19 protein-coding genes, 1 tRNA gene and 1 pseudogene are annotated in these 14920 nt (G+C 37.5%); 2 read left to right on the top strand and 19 right to left on the bottom strand.

Annotated elements, in window-relative coordinates; genetic code table 11:
* Nucleotides 1–257: 257 nt before the first annotated feature.
* Nucleotides 258–509 carry a hypothetical protein gene (locus tag WCV66_RS17330; RefSeq protein WP_338786274.1) on the top strand — a complete coding sequence of 84 codons (252 nt, stop codon included), beginning with the start codon at nt 258–260 and terminating at the stop codon, nt 507–509.
* Between the two features lie 112 nt (nt 510–621).
* Here WCV66_RS17330 and WCV66_RS17325 read toward each other — a convergent pair whose 3' ends face one another.
* The 19 genes and pseudogenes from WCV66_RS17325 to WCV66_RS17240 all read right to left on the bottom strand — a co-directional run bounded on the left by WCV66_RS17325 (nt 622) and on the right by WCV66_RS17240 (nt 13344).
* Entirely contained in the window at nt 622–1215 is a 594-nt protein-coding gene (locus tag WCV66_RS17325; RefSeq protein ID WP_338786273.1) for a tyrosine-type recombinase/integrase, read from the bottom strand.
* A 172-nt stretch (nt 1216–1387) separates the two neighbouring features.
* A tRNA-Sec gene (locus WCV66_RS17320) sits at nt 1388–1474 on the bottom strand.
* A 175-nt stretch (nt 1475–1649) separates the two neighbouring features.
* Complete coding sequence (locus WCV66_RS17315; protein ID WP_338786272.1) at nt 1650–2828, bottom strand: ATP-binding protein; 1179 nt, start codon at nt 2826–2828, stop codon at nt 1650–1652.
* 20 nt (nt 2829–2848) lie between these two features.
* On the bottom strand, nt 2849–3487 hold the full coding sequence (locus tag WCV66_RS17310) for an HNH endonuclease (protein WP_338786271.1): 639 nt from the start codon (nt 3485–3487) through the stop codon (nt 2849–2851).
* Nucleotides 3488–3503: 16 nt separating this feature from the next.
* Nucleotides 3504–4844: a hypothetical protein gene (locus WCV66_RS17305; RefSeq protein ID WP_338786270.1), complete on the bottom strand. Its 1341-nt coding sequence runs from the start codon at nt 4842–4844 to the stop codon at nt 3504–3506.
* A 122-nt stretch (nt 4845–4966) separates the two neighbouring features.
* The gene (locus WCV66_RS17300; protein WP_338786269.1) at nt 4967–5149 is read right to left on the bottom strand and encodes a hypothetical protein; all 183 of its coding nucleotides are present in this window, start codon (nt 5147–5149) and stop codon (nt 4967–4969) included.
* Nucleotides 5150–5298: 149 nt separating this feature from the next.
* A complete protein-coding gene (locus WCV66_RS17295) occupies nt 5299–5670 on the bottom strand; it encodes a hypothetical protein (RefSeq protein WP_338786268.1) in 372 nt (123 codons plus the stop codon).
* Between the two features lie 63 nt (nt 5671–5733).
* Nucleotides 5734–5814 (bottom strand): annotated as a pseudogene (locus WCV66_RS26870) (hypothetical protein); the annotation flags it as partial.
* 140 nt (nt 5815–5954) lie between these two features.
* Entirely contained in the window at nt 5955–6107 is a 153-nt protein-coding gene (locus WCV66_RS17290; protein WP_338786267.1) for a hypothetical protein, read from the bottom strand.
* A 25-nt stretch (nt 6108–6132) separates the two neighbouring features.
* The gene (locus tag WCV66_RS17285) at nt 6133–7044 is read right to left on the bottom strand and encodes a hypothetical protein (RefSeq protein ID WP_338786266.1); all 912 of its coding nucleotides are present in this window, start codon (nt 7042–7044) and stop codon (nt 6133–6135) included.
* 24 nt (nt 7045–7068) lie between these two features.
* The gene (locus WCV66_RS17280) at nt 7069–7278 is read right to left on the bottom strand and encodes a hypothetical protein (protein WP_338786265.1); all 210 of its coding nucleotides are present in this window, start codon (nt 7276–7278) and stop codon (nt 7069–7071) included.
* A gap of 19 nt (nt 7279–7297) precedes the next feature.
* Entirely contained in the window at nt 7298–7438 is a 141-nt protein-coding gene (locus tag WCV66_RS17275) for a hypothetical protein (protein WP_338786264.1), read from the bottom strand.
* 100 nt (nt 7439–7538) lie between these two features.
* Nucleotides 7539–8108, bottom strand: coding sequence for a hypothetical protein (locus WCV66_RS17270; protein WP_338786263.1), 570 nt, complete (start codon nt 8106–8108; stop codon nt 7539–7541).
* A 128-nt stretch (nt 8109–8236) separates the two neighbouring features.
* Complete coding sequence (locus WCV66_RS17265; RefSeq protein ID WP_338786262.1) at nt 8237–9058, bottom strand: hypothetical protein; 822 nt, start codon at nt 9056–9058, stop codon at nt 8237–8239.
* Between the two features lie 20 nt (nt 9059–9078).
* Nucleotides 9079–9309 carry a helix-turn-helix transcriptional regulator gene (locus WCV66_RS17260; protein WP_338786261.1) on the bottom strand — a complete coding sequence of 77 codons (231 nt, stop codon included), beginning with the start codon at nt 9307–9309 and terminating at the stop codon, nt 9079–9081.
* A gap of 2 nt (nt 9310–9311) precedes the next feature.
* Complete coding sequence (locus tag WCV66_RS17255; protein ID WP_338786260.1) at nt 9312–9926, bottom strand: hypothetical protein; 615 nt, start codon at nt 9924–9926, stop codon at nt 9312–9314.
* A gap of 449 nt (nt 9927–10375) precedes the next feature.
* A complete protein-coding gene (locus WCV66_RS17250; protein WP_338786259.1) occupies nt 10376–10711 on the bottom strand; it encodes a tRNA-Val4 in 336 nt (111 codons plus the stop codon).
* A gap of 18 nt (nt 10712–10729) precedes the next feature.
* Nucleotides 10730–12520: a T7SS effector LXG polymorphic toxin gene (locus WCV66_RS17245; protein ID WP_338786258.1), complete on the bottom strand. Its 1791-nt coding sequence runs from the start codon at nt 12518–12520 to the stop codon at nt 10730–10732.
* A 308-nt stretch (nt 12521–12828) separates the two neighbouring features.
* Complete coding sequence (locus WCV66_RS17240; RefSeq protein ID WP_338786257.1) at nt 12829–13344, bottom strand: YkvA family protein; 516 nt, start codon at nt 13342–13344, stop codon at nt 12829–12831.
* Nucleotides 13345–14029: 685 nt separating this feature from the next.
* Here WCV66_RS17240 and WCV66_RS17235 point away from each other — a divergent pair.
* Nucleotides 14030–14902 (top strand): amidohydrolase family protein, encoded by an 873-nt coding sequence (locus WCV66_RS17235; protein ID WP_338786256.1) that lies wholly within the window; start codon nt 14030–14032, stop codon nt 14900–14902.
* Nucleotides 14903–14920: the final 18 nt, after the last annotated feature.

The raw sequence follows: 14920 nt of genomic DNA, 5'->3' as shown, positions 1-14920 counted from the left end.
GTATGTATATAAATTTAAAGACCAACTTTACAGCGGTCTTTAGGATTTCGTCTTTAATTCCAGCCCCCAATACTTCAAAGGCTTCAATAAATTTGACAAGCTGAAATTTTCCCAGAAACACGCCATATAGATAGGCCTTTTATAATAGTAATATAATCCTTGTTGAGATAACAAAACAAAAACTTACTTTCTTCTTAGAGGAATAACATAGAGGGTATAAGCCTTAAAAGGTTTAAAGACAAATAGGAGGAAATAAGATGATAGCTTTTTTAATAACTGTTATTGCTATTGGAATTTTAATGGGGAGTATTTATTTAGTAGCATGGCTTTTTTTAGCATTATTAATTGCAATTATTGTATTTATTTTTACATGGGATTGGCAGAAAGCTTGGAGAATTGGAAAAAAACAAGCCACGGAAACATTTGAAAAACAACGTCCTGCATCAATAAATACAGCACCAATAAAGAAAAAACGCAGACGCAAAAAAGTATTTCATATTATATCATGAAAGAAACGGGAAAATTTCTAAAACAATCAATGAGAGAACATGACCGTATGTATAATCCATCAAAAAAATATAGAAAAAATAGATATTATAGATGAAAAAATATTTGAATTAATTATGTTGCAAAAGTGCCACATCGTTCACCCTTCTCTAGATTTACGTTCCTTCGCTTCATTGCACATAGTTCAGAAATACGAACTAACGTATCTAATAGAACATAAATGATCACTTTATTTCTAAAACCAGTATAGATTGAATCGTCAATGACATACAATATCCTCTTAACTTCATCGGGGGTGAATGATTCTAACGTATCTTCAGGTGTTTTGATTGGCTTGAAATCCTCATGGATAGGCTCATTAATCCATTCCTTCTTATGAGAATATCTAATGAAAGCTCTCATATTACGAATGCGAATATTTACAGTCATAGGAGAAAGCTCCTTGTCATGAATCATATACCCTATATATCCTTGGAAATCTTCCGTTGTGACGTTCTCATTTGTTATTTCTTCACCAAGAAACTCCTTGAGATAGGCATAATTATTGTAATACTCATCAATTGTCCTGGATGCTAACCCCTCTGTTTTCTTAGCAGCCATAAATTTATCAAACATCTCATCCAATGTCAGGATATTTGAATCATTTTTGGGTTTCTTTTTGCTGCCCTCTCTAATCTTCCCTAGTTTCGGCTTAACCTTTTTTTGCATAAAAATAACCTCCAATAAATAATTATTTGGAGGTTGAAGGTAACGTTCTCTACAGTCTCAGCAACAGTCACTCTACAGTCTTGTTAGTAGGTAAGAGTGAGACTGTGTAGGAATATGTAAAAAACTTTAATCAAAGTAAATCTGCAAAAACCCTTGATAAATCAACTTTTGTTGGCGGGACTGCGCGGGAATCGAACCCACCAGACCAGGCACGCAGGTCCCAAGCAGTTTTGAAGACCGTGGAGGGTCTTTCACTCCCCAGAAAACCTTATAAATCAAGCTTTTGAGCTGGATATTCACCAGTCTTCCTTGAAAGACCAGTACAAACTTTATCAGAGCCTTACAGTCTCAATGTTAAGGGTTTCTCTTGAGAACGTCAATACAGAGGAAGGAAACTCCAAACCCTTTGAGATGAATTTGGAGCTGTGACCTTGTTATTCTACTTCGATTTCCAACTCACCAACAATCGGGTTCGGAAGGTTTTTAGCATAAATCGTATATGGACAAGTTAAAACTTTACCAGCCGCATTTGGACTAAAGAATATTCTTAAATTCTCATTAAAAGCTTCCTCAGGTTGATGATGTTTTAAGTCACCTATAGTATCCTTAACTACATAAAAGTTCTCTTCTTCTTCAACCTGTGGGTATTGAAAAGGAGTATGAAAATCCATGCTTGCTCTGACCATTAACAACCCAGAAGCTGGTTCTTTATGAATTTCGTCCATAACCATTATTCCGTCAGAAGGAAATTTAATCTCAATGGAGACATCTTCTAAATATTTATCTCCCTCATTTTTTAAGACTAAATTTATCTTCTCAGATAACTCCTCGCCAACATGATACCAATCATCTTCTCGGTAAGTCTCTTTAACTTTCTCTAAATTTTCGAGGAGTGTCTCTGTACTTCTTTCTTCATAAGAAGGATTTATCCCCAGCAGGCTATTTGTTAAGGCAAATTGACCTAACCCCTTAATCCCCATTTTGTCAGTCAGTTTTCTTTCATCTAGTATTTTCTCAATTTTTTGCTTTGCCTTATCTGAGGGGAAAATAAAATCTTTAACTGCTATTACTTTGAGCTTTTTATCTAGAAACTTATTAAATCCAACAGTTATTTTTCCATGGAATTGAAACTTTGAGCGAAAAACTAGTATCTCTTCCAAGTCTCTCCTCGTCATTCTTTCTTGCTGGCTTCCCTTCCTTATGAAACAATCCCCTTTTTTTAACTCGCCTTTTGTTTGGTCTTTATATTCCTTCTTCATCATATAAGGAGGATTATTACAGTTATCAATCTCAAATACCCCAACCCAGTTTCCGTCAACTTCTACTGGAAAGTAAGAAAAGTCGATACTCGGTTCAACATTTTCTCTCAGCACTTGTTGATAGGTTGCTTGGTCAACAAATTCTTCTTTTGGAATTGAAAAAAACTCTTTATCTCCGCTTGGCAAGTCTTTTACTCCAGTAATGATATATCTCTTGCCTACTCTTGTTGCATTTGCCATTGCCATAATATCTTTAATTAAATCCTTGTACTTTTCCTTACGATATTGTTCCCTTTTAAAGTCCAGCAATGTTCCTTCTCTGTCATACTTAATAATTGACTCCAGTTCACTCAAGAGCTTTCCCTCCCTGTTTTCTACCTATTAATAAGCTTCATCAGCTCTTCTTTTTTAAGCCAAGGTCTTCTTCTATGAAGTATTTTATGGCAATTGGAACAAACCAAAGCAATGTCCTCTACCTTTGTCTTTTCGCCTTCCTGTAATTCTGAGACAGGTTTTGTATGATGACCTTCGATAAAGTCCTCTCCGATTTCTCCATAATACTCATAAAAATCAAAAGTACAAATCTCGCAAAAGAGCTTTCCATGCTTTTCTTTAAAGCGTTCCTTTGCCAGTTTAATAATCTGAGGGTTTCTTTCTCGGACTATATGTTGTCGGAGCTTCTTTTTACCTTCTTCAAACCCCATATCGTCCTCGGTTAAGTCCACAGTCTTCTCCGTTGGTTCATAATTTCTCAAACCCCAGTGACCTTTTCCCTTTCCATGGACTGGATAGAAAATATCTTTCACCCCACCAGCTTCCCCTTTAAAATTGGCTTGGACGCTTGTATGGTTGTAAATTGTTCTTCTGATTGTCTCCTCCAAAGTCGAATTGGAGCTTAAATCCATTATTCCCCTATCAGTTATTCTTTCAGTAATATCATGAAGAGTACCATGCCCTCCAAGTTCCTTGAGCGCGTCTTTAATTTCAGTCAGCCATGGTCTGGGTTGAGCCATTATTCTCCCTCATTCCTTAAACTTCTTTTTCAATGAATTTTACTTTAGGAAATTTTTCTTCATAATCAAAGTCAACACCAAGTATTTTATCGGAATACTCCTTAAAAATTGAGTTATTATGGTTAGCGAACCTATGAGCATGACATTGACGGTTATCATTAATCCCCTGTAATATTTCAAGAATTTGTTTTCGGTTAAAATGAGATAAATTTGGTTTAATGAGACTGTCAAAGTTACGGTCTGCTGCGTCAAAATTCCTACTATGAACAAACTGTTTAACAAGAATGTCATAATATTTTTCTTCACATTCATTATCTACTGCCCAGCTCAACAATAACGCTCTATCTGACGTAGTTAGTCCATATCTTTTATAAAATACTTCCTCATATGTTTGGTCAGTATAATGTAATTCTTCTATTAAATAATCAAAATGTTTTTCCATACTCTCTCTCAAGAATGGAGACCGAACAACATATTTCCATTCCTCTTTGATTTTGGCTTCAAGTCTGGCTCGGCTGTGACTTTCCATGAAGCCATAAAATTCAGGATTTTCACCAAAAAACTCTATTAATTTAAGCAAAATCTTCTCATCATCCTCAGAGAACCTGTTGAATTGTACTGGGTTTTCTTGAACATATTTCTGTAAGTTTGCTCTGTAACGACTGTAAAGTATTGAAAGAGTACGGAAATTTATATCTCGGTTTACCTTACAAGGTTCACTTGTACAACTGAAAGTAATTACCCACAGGTCTTTAAAAATGGTATTTATCATTAATTCATTTGTATTTTTCAGATACCTCGACTCAATATAGTTTTCCAGAGCTGAGTCCTCTGTAAAAAAGCTTTTATGACGGTCTAAATCTTCTAGAATTGTAGTGAATACCTTTTTGGACATAACAGGATTTTTCACGAGCAACCCTTCCAGCATATTTCTTATCAACGCTCTTACTGTTTCTTTATTAGGAGTTGAAAGCAAGTCTTGCTGAGTTAGAACAGGGTGAGCGGATAAATGGCGGTGAAGCCTTAAAGCGTCAATACTTATTTTATCTGCTGGCTCTAATAAGAAGGTTCTTGTCTTAACCTCTTCAATTAGAACTCCTTCCCAGCCTCCACTATTAGGAGCTTTCGCTTGTTCCTCCTCAATTTTAGCCAGTATAGATTTTGCTGTTTCATCATCATATAATTCCTTCAAGTCCTTCAACTTGTAAATCAAGTCACAAACAACAACAGAGTAAAGCATTACGACAGCCGAGCGGTAACTTCCATTTATGTATGATTGCAGTACCTCTTGAAAATATTCTTTAGTTTTTGGGTGATAAATTCTCTCTGCATTTTGTTCAATAGAATAAGTCAGCATGAAATCCCCTCTTTTAATCTGTAATTATATTAAAATATATTCCCTTTCCTATTATAGATAAATATCCATAACGTTCCAACTCAATATACAAAAAAAGCCAACTCATAAAAGAGTCAGCTAGGTTATTGCGTTACAAATATTCTTGAGCTGTTGTCTTCTGCAATCACTAAAACTTCTGGGTAAGCTCCTTTGTAGAACCCGAGAGCCAAATCTTGAACAGCCGCCAGAGTTTGAGGACTCTGCAGCTCTGTTCCCTTAATGAAAATAATGACTTTGCTTCCTATCGAATAATGGCTCTTAATCATTTAACCAGCTCCCTTTGTTTTTTTGTCGAACCGATAAAGGAAAGCCATAGTAAGAAACTGAGTGCGGCAAACTCCAGAGCAACCTCCGAGGGCGGCTCTTTCAGCGTTAATTGCTCCCAGCCTTCTCAAGCTGGCTTCCTTGTCTTGCTTTATTCGTTTTCGTAATCAGTAAACAACCCAGCAATTCCAATGACTTCTTTGTTGTCTCTGTTCTCTTTTGACAGCTTGAATTTTCTGTTTAAGCCCAGGCTCTCAGAGAACCTAATCATTTTCACTTCAAAGTCGTTATAGCTTGGAGACTCGCTCATAAAGTCGGCTGAGTCCTTCCTCGCTTGCTTAATGAAGTTGAAAATATAACGGTCAAGCATTGCCAAGTTTACAGGGTCGAGCTTCTCAGCTTCCTCCAAGAACCATTCAATGGTTGCGTTATAGAAATTTACTTCCTCATGAGTCAACTTCTCTTTGAAATCTGCTGAATAGACTCCATGAACAAGAGCCGCTTTCGGGTCTAAATTTGCCATACTCTTTCTCCTCCCTTCCTCGGTAGTTGCTCCAGTTGAAGCTCCCCCATGAAATTTACAGCGTCCATTTTGGCTTATTGGCTGTTTTAAACATATCCGTCCAGAGCGTTGAACAGCTCCGCAAATTGAAGCTTCCTTCTTCAAGCTTACTTTAAGCTCGCTCAGAAGCTCCTCCTTGTCTTCCTTCTTGGCTTCCTATGCTTTCAGAACAAGCTCTTGAAACTCGCTCGGGAGCGTTGGGAAGCGTCCTGTTTTCTTAACATACTTTCCATTTGCCAATTGGCTCACCTCCTTAGCTGGCTCTCTAGGGAGTCATATCTCCTTTCCAGCTCAGCTTTCTTTTCGTCAAAGCTCTCCATTTGTTTTTTGAGGTTAAGCAAAGAGAGAAGCTCAAAGCGTACTCGCTCAAGCTCCCTCTCAATGTTTGCTTTATCCATTGTTGCTCACCTCGTTTTGGTTGAATTAAAGCGTTCTTCCGTTCTTCTTCACCCAGTCTTCATAAAAGCGGTCAAACTCCTCTGCTTCCTTCTGTTTCCGTTCCTTCTCAAGCTGTTTCATATAGAAAGAGGACTTCTGGAGCTTTTCTACTTGCTGTTTTAATTGAAAGTGTTTAGCCGCCAGCGGTTGCTCGTCAAAAAGCTTCTGCTTCTGAGTCTTAATTGCATATCTCAGAATTGCTTTGTCGGCTGTTTTCTCAATCGTTTCTGACAAGCTCTCCTGTTTCCCCTCAGCCTTCCTTTTAGCTTCCTCCTCCTCAATCTCGTCCAAGTAACCATGCAATTCCTCAAGCTCTTCCTTTGAGAGCGGCTGGCTCGTATTTAAAGCTTTGTCGAGCAAGAACCTCATTCGCTGAGCTGGACTCATTTTCCCTTTTGGAGTTTCCTCCTCAGAGAATAACTGAGCTGTTTTCATTTGAGGGAAAGCAACCAAGGAAACCTCCCGAATGAGTGAAGGCTTTCCCTTTGTGTCTAAGTAGAATGAAATTGAAAGCTTCTTATAAAGACCGTTCTTCACTTTCTCAATTGCTTCTGGGTCAATAATCTCCAGCTTTCCAAGAAGCTTCCCAGCTTTTACGGAAACCGCTTTGAGGAAGCCGACTGTATCTCTGGAGCTTTCCGAATGGTCGAGCTGAATTGGAACGCTGTCCTCACCCTTGAAATTCTTAACAAGAGTTTGAAGGTCTTCTTCCGAGTAGTTGACTCCTCTATGAGTGCCGACTGTAAACTGCTCAGCTTCCTTAATTAGCGAGCCGCCTTCCTCAGAAAAGCTTCCAAAGTCTCCTCCTGTAACCATATAGCCAATAGAGTTTTTGTTCGTCAGAACCATTTCCCCAGCTTCGAGCTGAGAAAGCTGTTTTTCAGTAAATTGAGTCATTGTAATTCCTCCTGTTTTTAAAATTTAAACAATCAGTAAACCTTGAGAGCCAAGCTCCTCTTGCATTTCCAGCAATTCTTCCAAAGAGTAATGCTCAATGAATGAACGCTCGAACCGCTCCAACTCCCCAAGGGCGAAAGAGAGAAGCCTTGTTCTCCCTGTTTCTTGAAATATCCGATTTGCTTCCGAATAATCGAGGAGCAAACTCTTGTAATTTCCTTTGACGTTTTCCATTGAGCAACCCTCCAGAGTTTTATTTGTTCAGTTGTCGTTTTGTATTAGCGAGCGAGCTGTCAAGAGTAAGCTCTTTTAAGGTCAAGCTCAAAAGCTGTTCCTCCAGCTTCATTTCCGCCAAAGCCATTTCTCTTTTTAAATCAGCCATTAATTTGTTCATTCCATTTCACCTCGGAAAATGTAAGTTTGTTTCTCTCCCTTGTTCCTTGCTTTATTCAATCGAGGAAGCCAGCCAGAAGACCAGCTTCCTCAGTCCTTCCTTAAATTTTCATTTCCAAGTAGTCGCTAATCTGCTTCCAGAGCTTTTCAAATTCCTTTTTGGCTTGCTCTTCACCTTCAAGAAGTGCATTATGAGCCGCACTCTTGTAATCCTCTTGGTCAGGTCGGAAGTTCTCTCCGTATCGCACCCCAGCAAGAGAAGCGAGAGAGTCAGCGGAAGGAAGTCCATACCTTCCATAAAGTTGGTTTTGAAGACCTTCAAGCTTTTGGTCAAGAAGTCTTCGTTTCATACCTCGGCAAGCTTGTTCTTTGTCCTTCTGAGCGGCTTCCTCAATGGCTTCCCTTCTTTGGCGAGCGTTCTCGTCAGCAATTGCCTTGTTCAGCTCAGCTTGTCGAGCGTCAAGCTCTTTAATCTCCTTAGAAAGCTCATTCACCTTCTTTTCGACTTTCGCATGACGCTTCTTCAAGGAGCTGTCTTCTCCAAGCTCCAATTCAATTTCAAGTCCTCGGAGCACTCCCTCAAACTTTGCCTTCTCAGCTTGAAGCTCTGCAATCCTTCCAGCGTTCAAAGAAATCTCTTCCTCTTTTGTTTTCTTGTTAAATAAACCCATTGTAATTCCTCCTGTTTTTTAAGCCTTCTGGCTTTTGAATTTTTTTTGAAATGCCAAATAACCTTCGAGCGAGTGCTCCAAGGGTTTTCTTGTTTTATTTCAGCCTTCCTCAGTTGCCCCGAGGGAGGTTATTTCTTGAAGTTTTCCTTTGTCAGTCCAGCTTCGTTAATCGTTCTTACAATCTTGTCAAAGCTTGGCTTCACTTCTTGGCGGCAAACCAAGGAAGGGTCAAGAACAAGTCCTGTCTTCGCTGACTTCACTTCAACAATTGCTTGAACCTTTCTCAGCTTTGGAATAGCTCGCTTAACAAAGTCAATCGAAAGACCAAGCTCCTCAGCAATATGCTTTCTTTGCCAAACAATAAGCTTGCTCATGTCCTTTTCGCTCGGGTTATCGACTAGCAAATGAGTCTCCCAATGGAAATGAGTAAGTAAAAGCATGAGGAAACCAATTTCATTGAGTGAAAGCTTCTTAGCAATCTCTTTAAGCCTTGTTTTGTAAACTTTAACGAATTTGAATGACTCCCCAGAGTATCCGCAATTGAAGAAGCTCTCTCCAAGGGTTACAAAGACGCTCCTTCCGACTTTCTCTCGGTAAATCAAACTGAAAGCTTCCAGCTCACCAAGAACCTTCCTTGTCTGGGCTTCTGACTTTCCAATGAGTCTGGCAATATCTGAAACTGTCATTCGCTTGCTGTCATGGAAAAGCTGTCCTTGCTCGTTAAACTTAACAAAGCCAACAAGAAACATTAGTAAGCCGCTTTGCTCCAAGCTCAAATATTTTTTCACTTCGTTGAAGTCCTCCTTCACTCTTACAAATTGCTCATTCCCGAGCCGCTTTTGACTCAGCTTCTTTTTGAAAGCTTTGTTTGAATTTACCCTTTGAGGAGTTTTGGCTTCTCCTCCCAGCTCAACCAATTCCCTTATCGTCAAATCATAAAAATTCTCCATTTCCGTTTTTCTCCTGCTGTTTACAGCTTTTCTTTTTTGTTTTCGACTTCGACAGTAACCAAATTCATTAAGTCTGGCTCGTTTAGAGCGTTCGCAATCTTGTTCAGCGTGCGGAAGGTTATAGCTTTCTCTTTGCGAATTGTTGAGAGGTTTCCTTTTGAAACTCCTGTCTTTTCTGCAAGCTGAGTCAGCGTCCAACCTCGCTGTTTTAATATCCTGTCAATGTCAAAATAAATTTTAATGCTCACCATTCTCACCCCCAGAATTGTTTATTCCTCTCAGCAAATTCCTCGCAATCGTAAAGGAATTGAATATATTCATTCATGCTCATTCCGTTCGCTTGAGCCAAATATTCAAGCGTCCTTTGGAGTTGCTCCTTATCAACAAGCCCTTTCGAGCGAGGACTCTGGAGAAACTCGAACAAGCTCATTGTCCTTTTAGCTTGGTTGACCTCCTCAGAAACTAAAATCATATTTCCTTTAGTGCTTCCGAGCCAGCCTTTTGAGAGTGCTTGGAAATGGTCAATCTCCAATTCGACTTCTTTTCCAGAAATCATGCACTTTCCAGCCGCAAAGCTTTTCAGCTCCAAATATTCTTCCTCAGTAAAGCTGTCTGGAAGGTTGAGCTTTCTCGCTCTTTCCCTTTGCTTGTAAACTGTTCTCTTGTCCTTCGTCTCTTGGACGTATTTGCTTTGAAGTTTTTTGAAGCATGGCTGGCAATCGGGTCTTAACATTCCGTTTGCGTACTTTGGAAAGTCCTCAGCGAGCTTTGGTTGCTGACAGCTCTTGCAAACCTTCTGAGCAACCTCTCCAGCTTCATTGAAAAGCTCGAATTGTTTTGTTTTCTTTGTCTGTTTTACTGTAAACATTTGAAATCACTCCATTTTGTTTTAATTTTGAAACATTACTCCAAAACAAATAAGCTTGCTCGTCAGCAAGCTCCCAAGAACAGGAATTGAAATGGAGTAATTCCGATAAGAAACTGTATCAGTCCTTCCTCAAGGTCTGTACTACTGTATTAATTGGGAGAGAAACTGCCTTCGCTCGCTACCTTGAGGGGGAGGTCTTCGCAAAGGTCTTACATTTCCCGAGTTGCCCTCTCGAAAGAGAGCTGATAAGGAGAGGTCAAGAGTGCCAGTTCTCTCAACCTCGCTCCCTCCAGATGAGGAAGCTGATAAGAGAGGTTAAGAGTTTCCGCTCTCAACCCCAAACTCACCATCCATGTTCTCCACTGTAACTATTTTCGATAATATGATGAGCATCTGGTTCATCAGTCTTCAGTTCACTTTTCTGCTTTAGTGAGTTAGAAAGATTAATATTAGTATTTAAATATCTCGGGTATTTTACTTCTCCACATAATTAATAATTCTTTAAATTCCTCAGTTTCTATTGTATTCCTATTAGGTTCGTCAATCAAAAATGGGTTTTCTACTGTTGTTTTATCTTTCTTTATAAAGACAATTATTTCATTCAATGCAATTTCAAAATCCTCATGCACTCTTTTTAAAACTGCATCAATGTATCCTATATACTCATCAACTTGTTCTTCAGTTGAAATATTTTCTATAAAATCTGAAAACACACTAATTTCTCTTGGTAAAACTAGTCCTATATCACCAAATGAATCTTCTTTAAACTCATAGGAATATTTCATACTTAATCACCTACTATCTTATTTTTTATATAATGGATAAGCAGTTGCTATTGACCCATCTTTATTTAAATACATCTCTATTTTTATTCCTGATGAAGTAACGCCCCTATATTTATTAGATCTTACTTGAATTTTCGAGTTGTAAGCTTCATCAATTGCATTTAATACTTCAATACGGTTCCATTCTTTCGGGAAAAAACTTGAATCAGCAATTTTACTAACACCATCAATTTCAACTTTTGCCATATATACGCCATTTTTATCAGGCTTTTTTTCCGAGCCGGGGACAATATTACCGCCCATCATACTCTCATGATGATAACCTACAGCTTTTCCATTTCTATTAATCTCTCCATGATAAATATGTTTCATTGTACCTTTTGTGTATTTACCATCACTATTTCCAACACCACTCAAAGCAAACTTAGAAAAATCCATTACCTTCTTAACCGCTTCAGTATCCAACACATTAAACGGGATCTTTAATCCGTCACCATTTAAACTATAAGCCAAATTGTTATGATCATTCATTTCATTCAACAATACGTGAATCCCGCCTCTTACTTCACCAAAGACATAATTCACATGTGTTTTTGTCTTAGTAGATAGTTCATGAGCTTTATCAATTGTCTTCTCAAGAACAAGATTCCTATCCTGTAAACTTGGTGTTTTTTTCGATCCACGAACAATCGGCTTAGCCCCACCTGCTAGAATACTAGCTAATCCTATACTACTCAACCAGTGCTCTTTTGAAAAGCTTTCTTCTGGATTTATCGCTCCATTTCCTAGGTCAAGAGTTCCCATGCTTATGTAATTGACAAAGTCATAGGGGGAATTCATTGCGACATGGGCTCTGTCATCCATCCCTTGATACATTGTTTTAGCTGTGTCAAATGATCCTATAGTTAGGTAATTTCCAAAGTCGTATATGGAATCAAATTTCTTTTCGTTCCGAGCTTCTAGGCCATCCCAAAAGTCGTTCCCGATTTCTTTGAAGCTATGTATCGATTTTTCAATCGGGTTTAATTTTGCAAATTCTGCTTTTTCCCTTTCTCTTGCTTCGATCTCAGCTTCTATTTCTGCTTGTTGTTTTCTGACCTCTTCTTGGTTCTTTTTGTATGCTAGATAATCGATTGTTTGTTGTTCTGCATGTGCTTTTAATTGATACACATCACTTGCTTTATAGGCTGCCGAATTGAAATGAATCGGCGAGATCGTGTTACCTTGACGAGATGCTTCAATTAATTGCTGAAAAAGAGTAATGACGTATTGCTCGTCACCTTCTGATAACTTATATTCTGATGTTAAATCTTGATCAAGTTGATTGACAGCATCAATAGTGTCTTTTCGGTCTTTATCTGCTTTCTCAATATTGTCATCGAAGCTATTTGTTGAAAAAGCACTAAGGGGTATGAGGTCATCAATCCGATTAAATATCTTTTGCAGCTCATCCTGTTGGCTAGCGACCATTTCCTTATGGTTTCTTATGTGATGCGCTAGTTCATCTTCAAGAAATGGCAGGTGGACTACTGTATTACCTGATAGGTCTTTATCTTCTGTACTTCCTTGAATTCCATTTAAAAAAGCGATGTGTCGATCTGTAAGGCGGAGCCAGGCTTCTATCACATCGATTTGGGCTTGGTAAAAGTTCTTGATGGCATCAGCTCCCTTGCCTTGGAACTGGTCATCTAGATTGACGATGTCATTGCATTTTCGTTTTACCTGTTCAAGCTGCTCTCTTAGATTTTTATATTCTTGTGATCGATCTTTCATTGTATGTATAAATGATTTTGTATCCAATACTTTCAAATCGTCCTTTGCACCTCCTTTTGCTTTCTCTATTCCAGGATTATCCTGTATGAATGTATGAGACGATTTGGTGTAATCAATGTTTTGATGTTAATTTCATTTTTTGTAACTATTTACCAATAACATAAATTATAGATTAAGTACATAAATTCAGCGCAATTACCCAAAAAACAAAACTATTTACCTAAGTACTTTATTCGTCTAAATCTCCATGTATCTAAACTCCAATTAAACGTTAAAGTTCTTACCACAAATCCAAGAAAATAAAGTCTGTTTCCTAAAACTTTGGAAACAGACTCATAATATCATTATCTACCTAGTTTATTATCAATCTCAGTTGTATCTACATTCTCGCCAAATAAATCTTTTAGTTTATTTTTGGCTTGCATTTTAATTTCATCATTCACATATAAAGCTACTTGAACTAAAGCGAATATTACAACACTTAAGTCGTCAGCATATCCTACACCAACTGCTAAGTCGGGTATAATATCTAGAGGTAAAATAAAGTAACCTAAAGCCCCAACAATGGTTGCTTTAACTTTTAATGGAACATCTGGCTTTTGAAGTGTGTAATAAAGTAATAGAACGGCGTAGACAACAGAAGTTCCAGCTTTTTTAGAAAATTTTTGAACCTTAGTCCAAAACTTTTCCTCTGAGAAATGCTCTTCGTGTTGGTTAATATCTTCAGCATTCAGTTTTTCTGCTTCATCTTTTAAATCAGCAACTAGTTCTTCTTCAATTTCAATTTCGTCGACTTCATCAATATTAGGTGAGGATAATTTGACTAGATCTGTTTTCTTCTTAAATAGATTTTTTAACATGAAATCACTCCAAGGATTAGTAAATTACCAATACATTTTACACCATAATTATCCATTTATCATCTTTTAATTTAGAACACTAGTATTTCAAATAAATTAGTTGAAATTGTTTACATTTGTCTTTTCCTCTACTAACTTTTATAGATTATATACTTCTCCGATCAAGATACACTTTTAGATACACCTATTACACGATAATAATCTATAAACTTATTCATCTACTCACTTCAACGTATTTCCTATTAAGCTTTAAATAGATTAGAATCTCTACTCTATTTGCTATAATATATAAAGACATTTTACCATAAATATACATTATGTTTTAGCAATATTATCGGTAATTCACTTTCTGTTAAACGTCTATAATCAAGTGTTGTTGCAATGTAGTTTCGGCGAGCCCTGTCCGTTAGTTTTTTATCTATTTTTTTATAAAGTCACCTGATAATAAAGTTCTATGTTGCACAGTATGTGTCAAATACAAAAAACGATCACTACAAAGTGATCGAGGTTAAAATGTATATATCGTAACCAGTATATTTGTACTACGCATTAAACGAAAATTTTCTAATTAGACCTGATCCGGTTTGTGGTAACTTGAGTAGGAATGTGATAGGATTTATATAATTCTAAATATTTAAATTTTTGAATTTTTAATCTTAATAGGAAAGGACGACTGAGATTACAAATGATTATTGATTGCCATTTCCATGTTGATGAAACGATGTTAGCGCTAGAAAAAATGATTGAAGAGATGGATAAAAATAATGTTGAGAAAACCGCATTAATTCCACCTTTTAATGAAACCATGTATGAAAAAGAAAGTACATACCAGGATAACCTACACCGCTTATTCCGCTTTTTAATCATGAATTTCCCCAAAATAGGCTTTAAGATTTATGACGGATTAGTTAAAGATGGTTACTTTAAAGTGAATGGAAGCTTTAAGATACTTACCGAGCCAAATAATGACATTGTAGCAAATGCGATAAAACGCTATCCTGATCGTTTTCTAGGCTGGGCTGCCGTTAACCCAACTGTTCCAGAATCTGTAGAGACGTTAGAGACATACCTTAACCTAACTGGTTTTATTGGAGTAAAAGCCCATCCATTTATGCATAAGTATAGTATTAAAGAACTCGATTCCGTTGGAGCCTTATGCCAAAACAGAGACATCCCAATGATTATTCATCTATCTTCAGAACCAAATTCCTACAAATACTTACCTGACAAATATCCCAATCTCAAAGTTATTTATGCTCATGCAGGACTTCCTTTTTGGAAAAGCCTGTGGCAATATGCAAAGGAAAAACCCAATGTTTACGTGGACACATCAAGTGATTACCTTACCCCCTCTATCGTAAGAAATGTTGTTCAGTCACTTGGGTATCGCAAAGTATTGTATGGCTGCGATGGACCATATGGAATGAAAAAGTTTAATGAGTACGATTACTCGGATAAAAGAAGTTGGGTTGATTCTTTAAACATTCCAGGAGAACATAAGGAATTTATTCTAGGGGAGACTTTTATGGACTTAATTAAGAGGACTGACACCCGTTAATTTTAGTGAAATTCTTCA

Source organism: Metabacillus rhizosphaerae, from assembly GCF_037201795.1.
Lineage (GTDB): Bacteria > Bacillota > Bacilli > Bacillales > Bacillaceae > Metabacillus > Metabacillus rhizosphaerae.
Note: the sequence above shows the minus strand (reverse complement) of the source record. Positions and strands in the feature narration are given on the sequence as shown.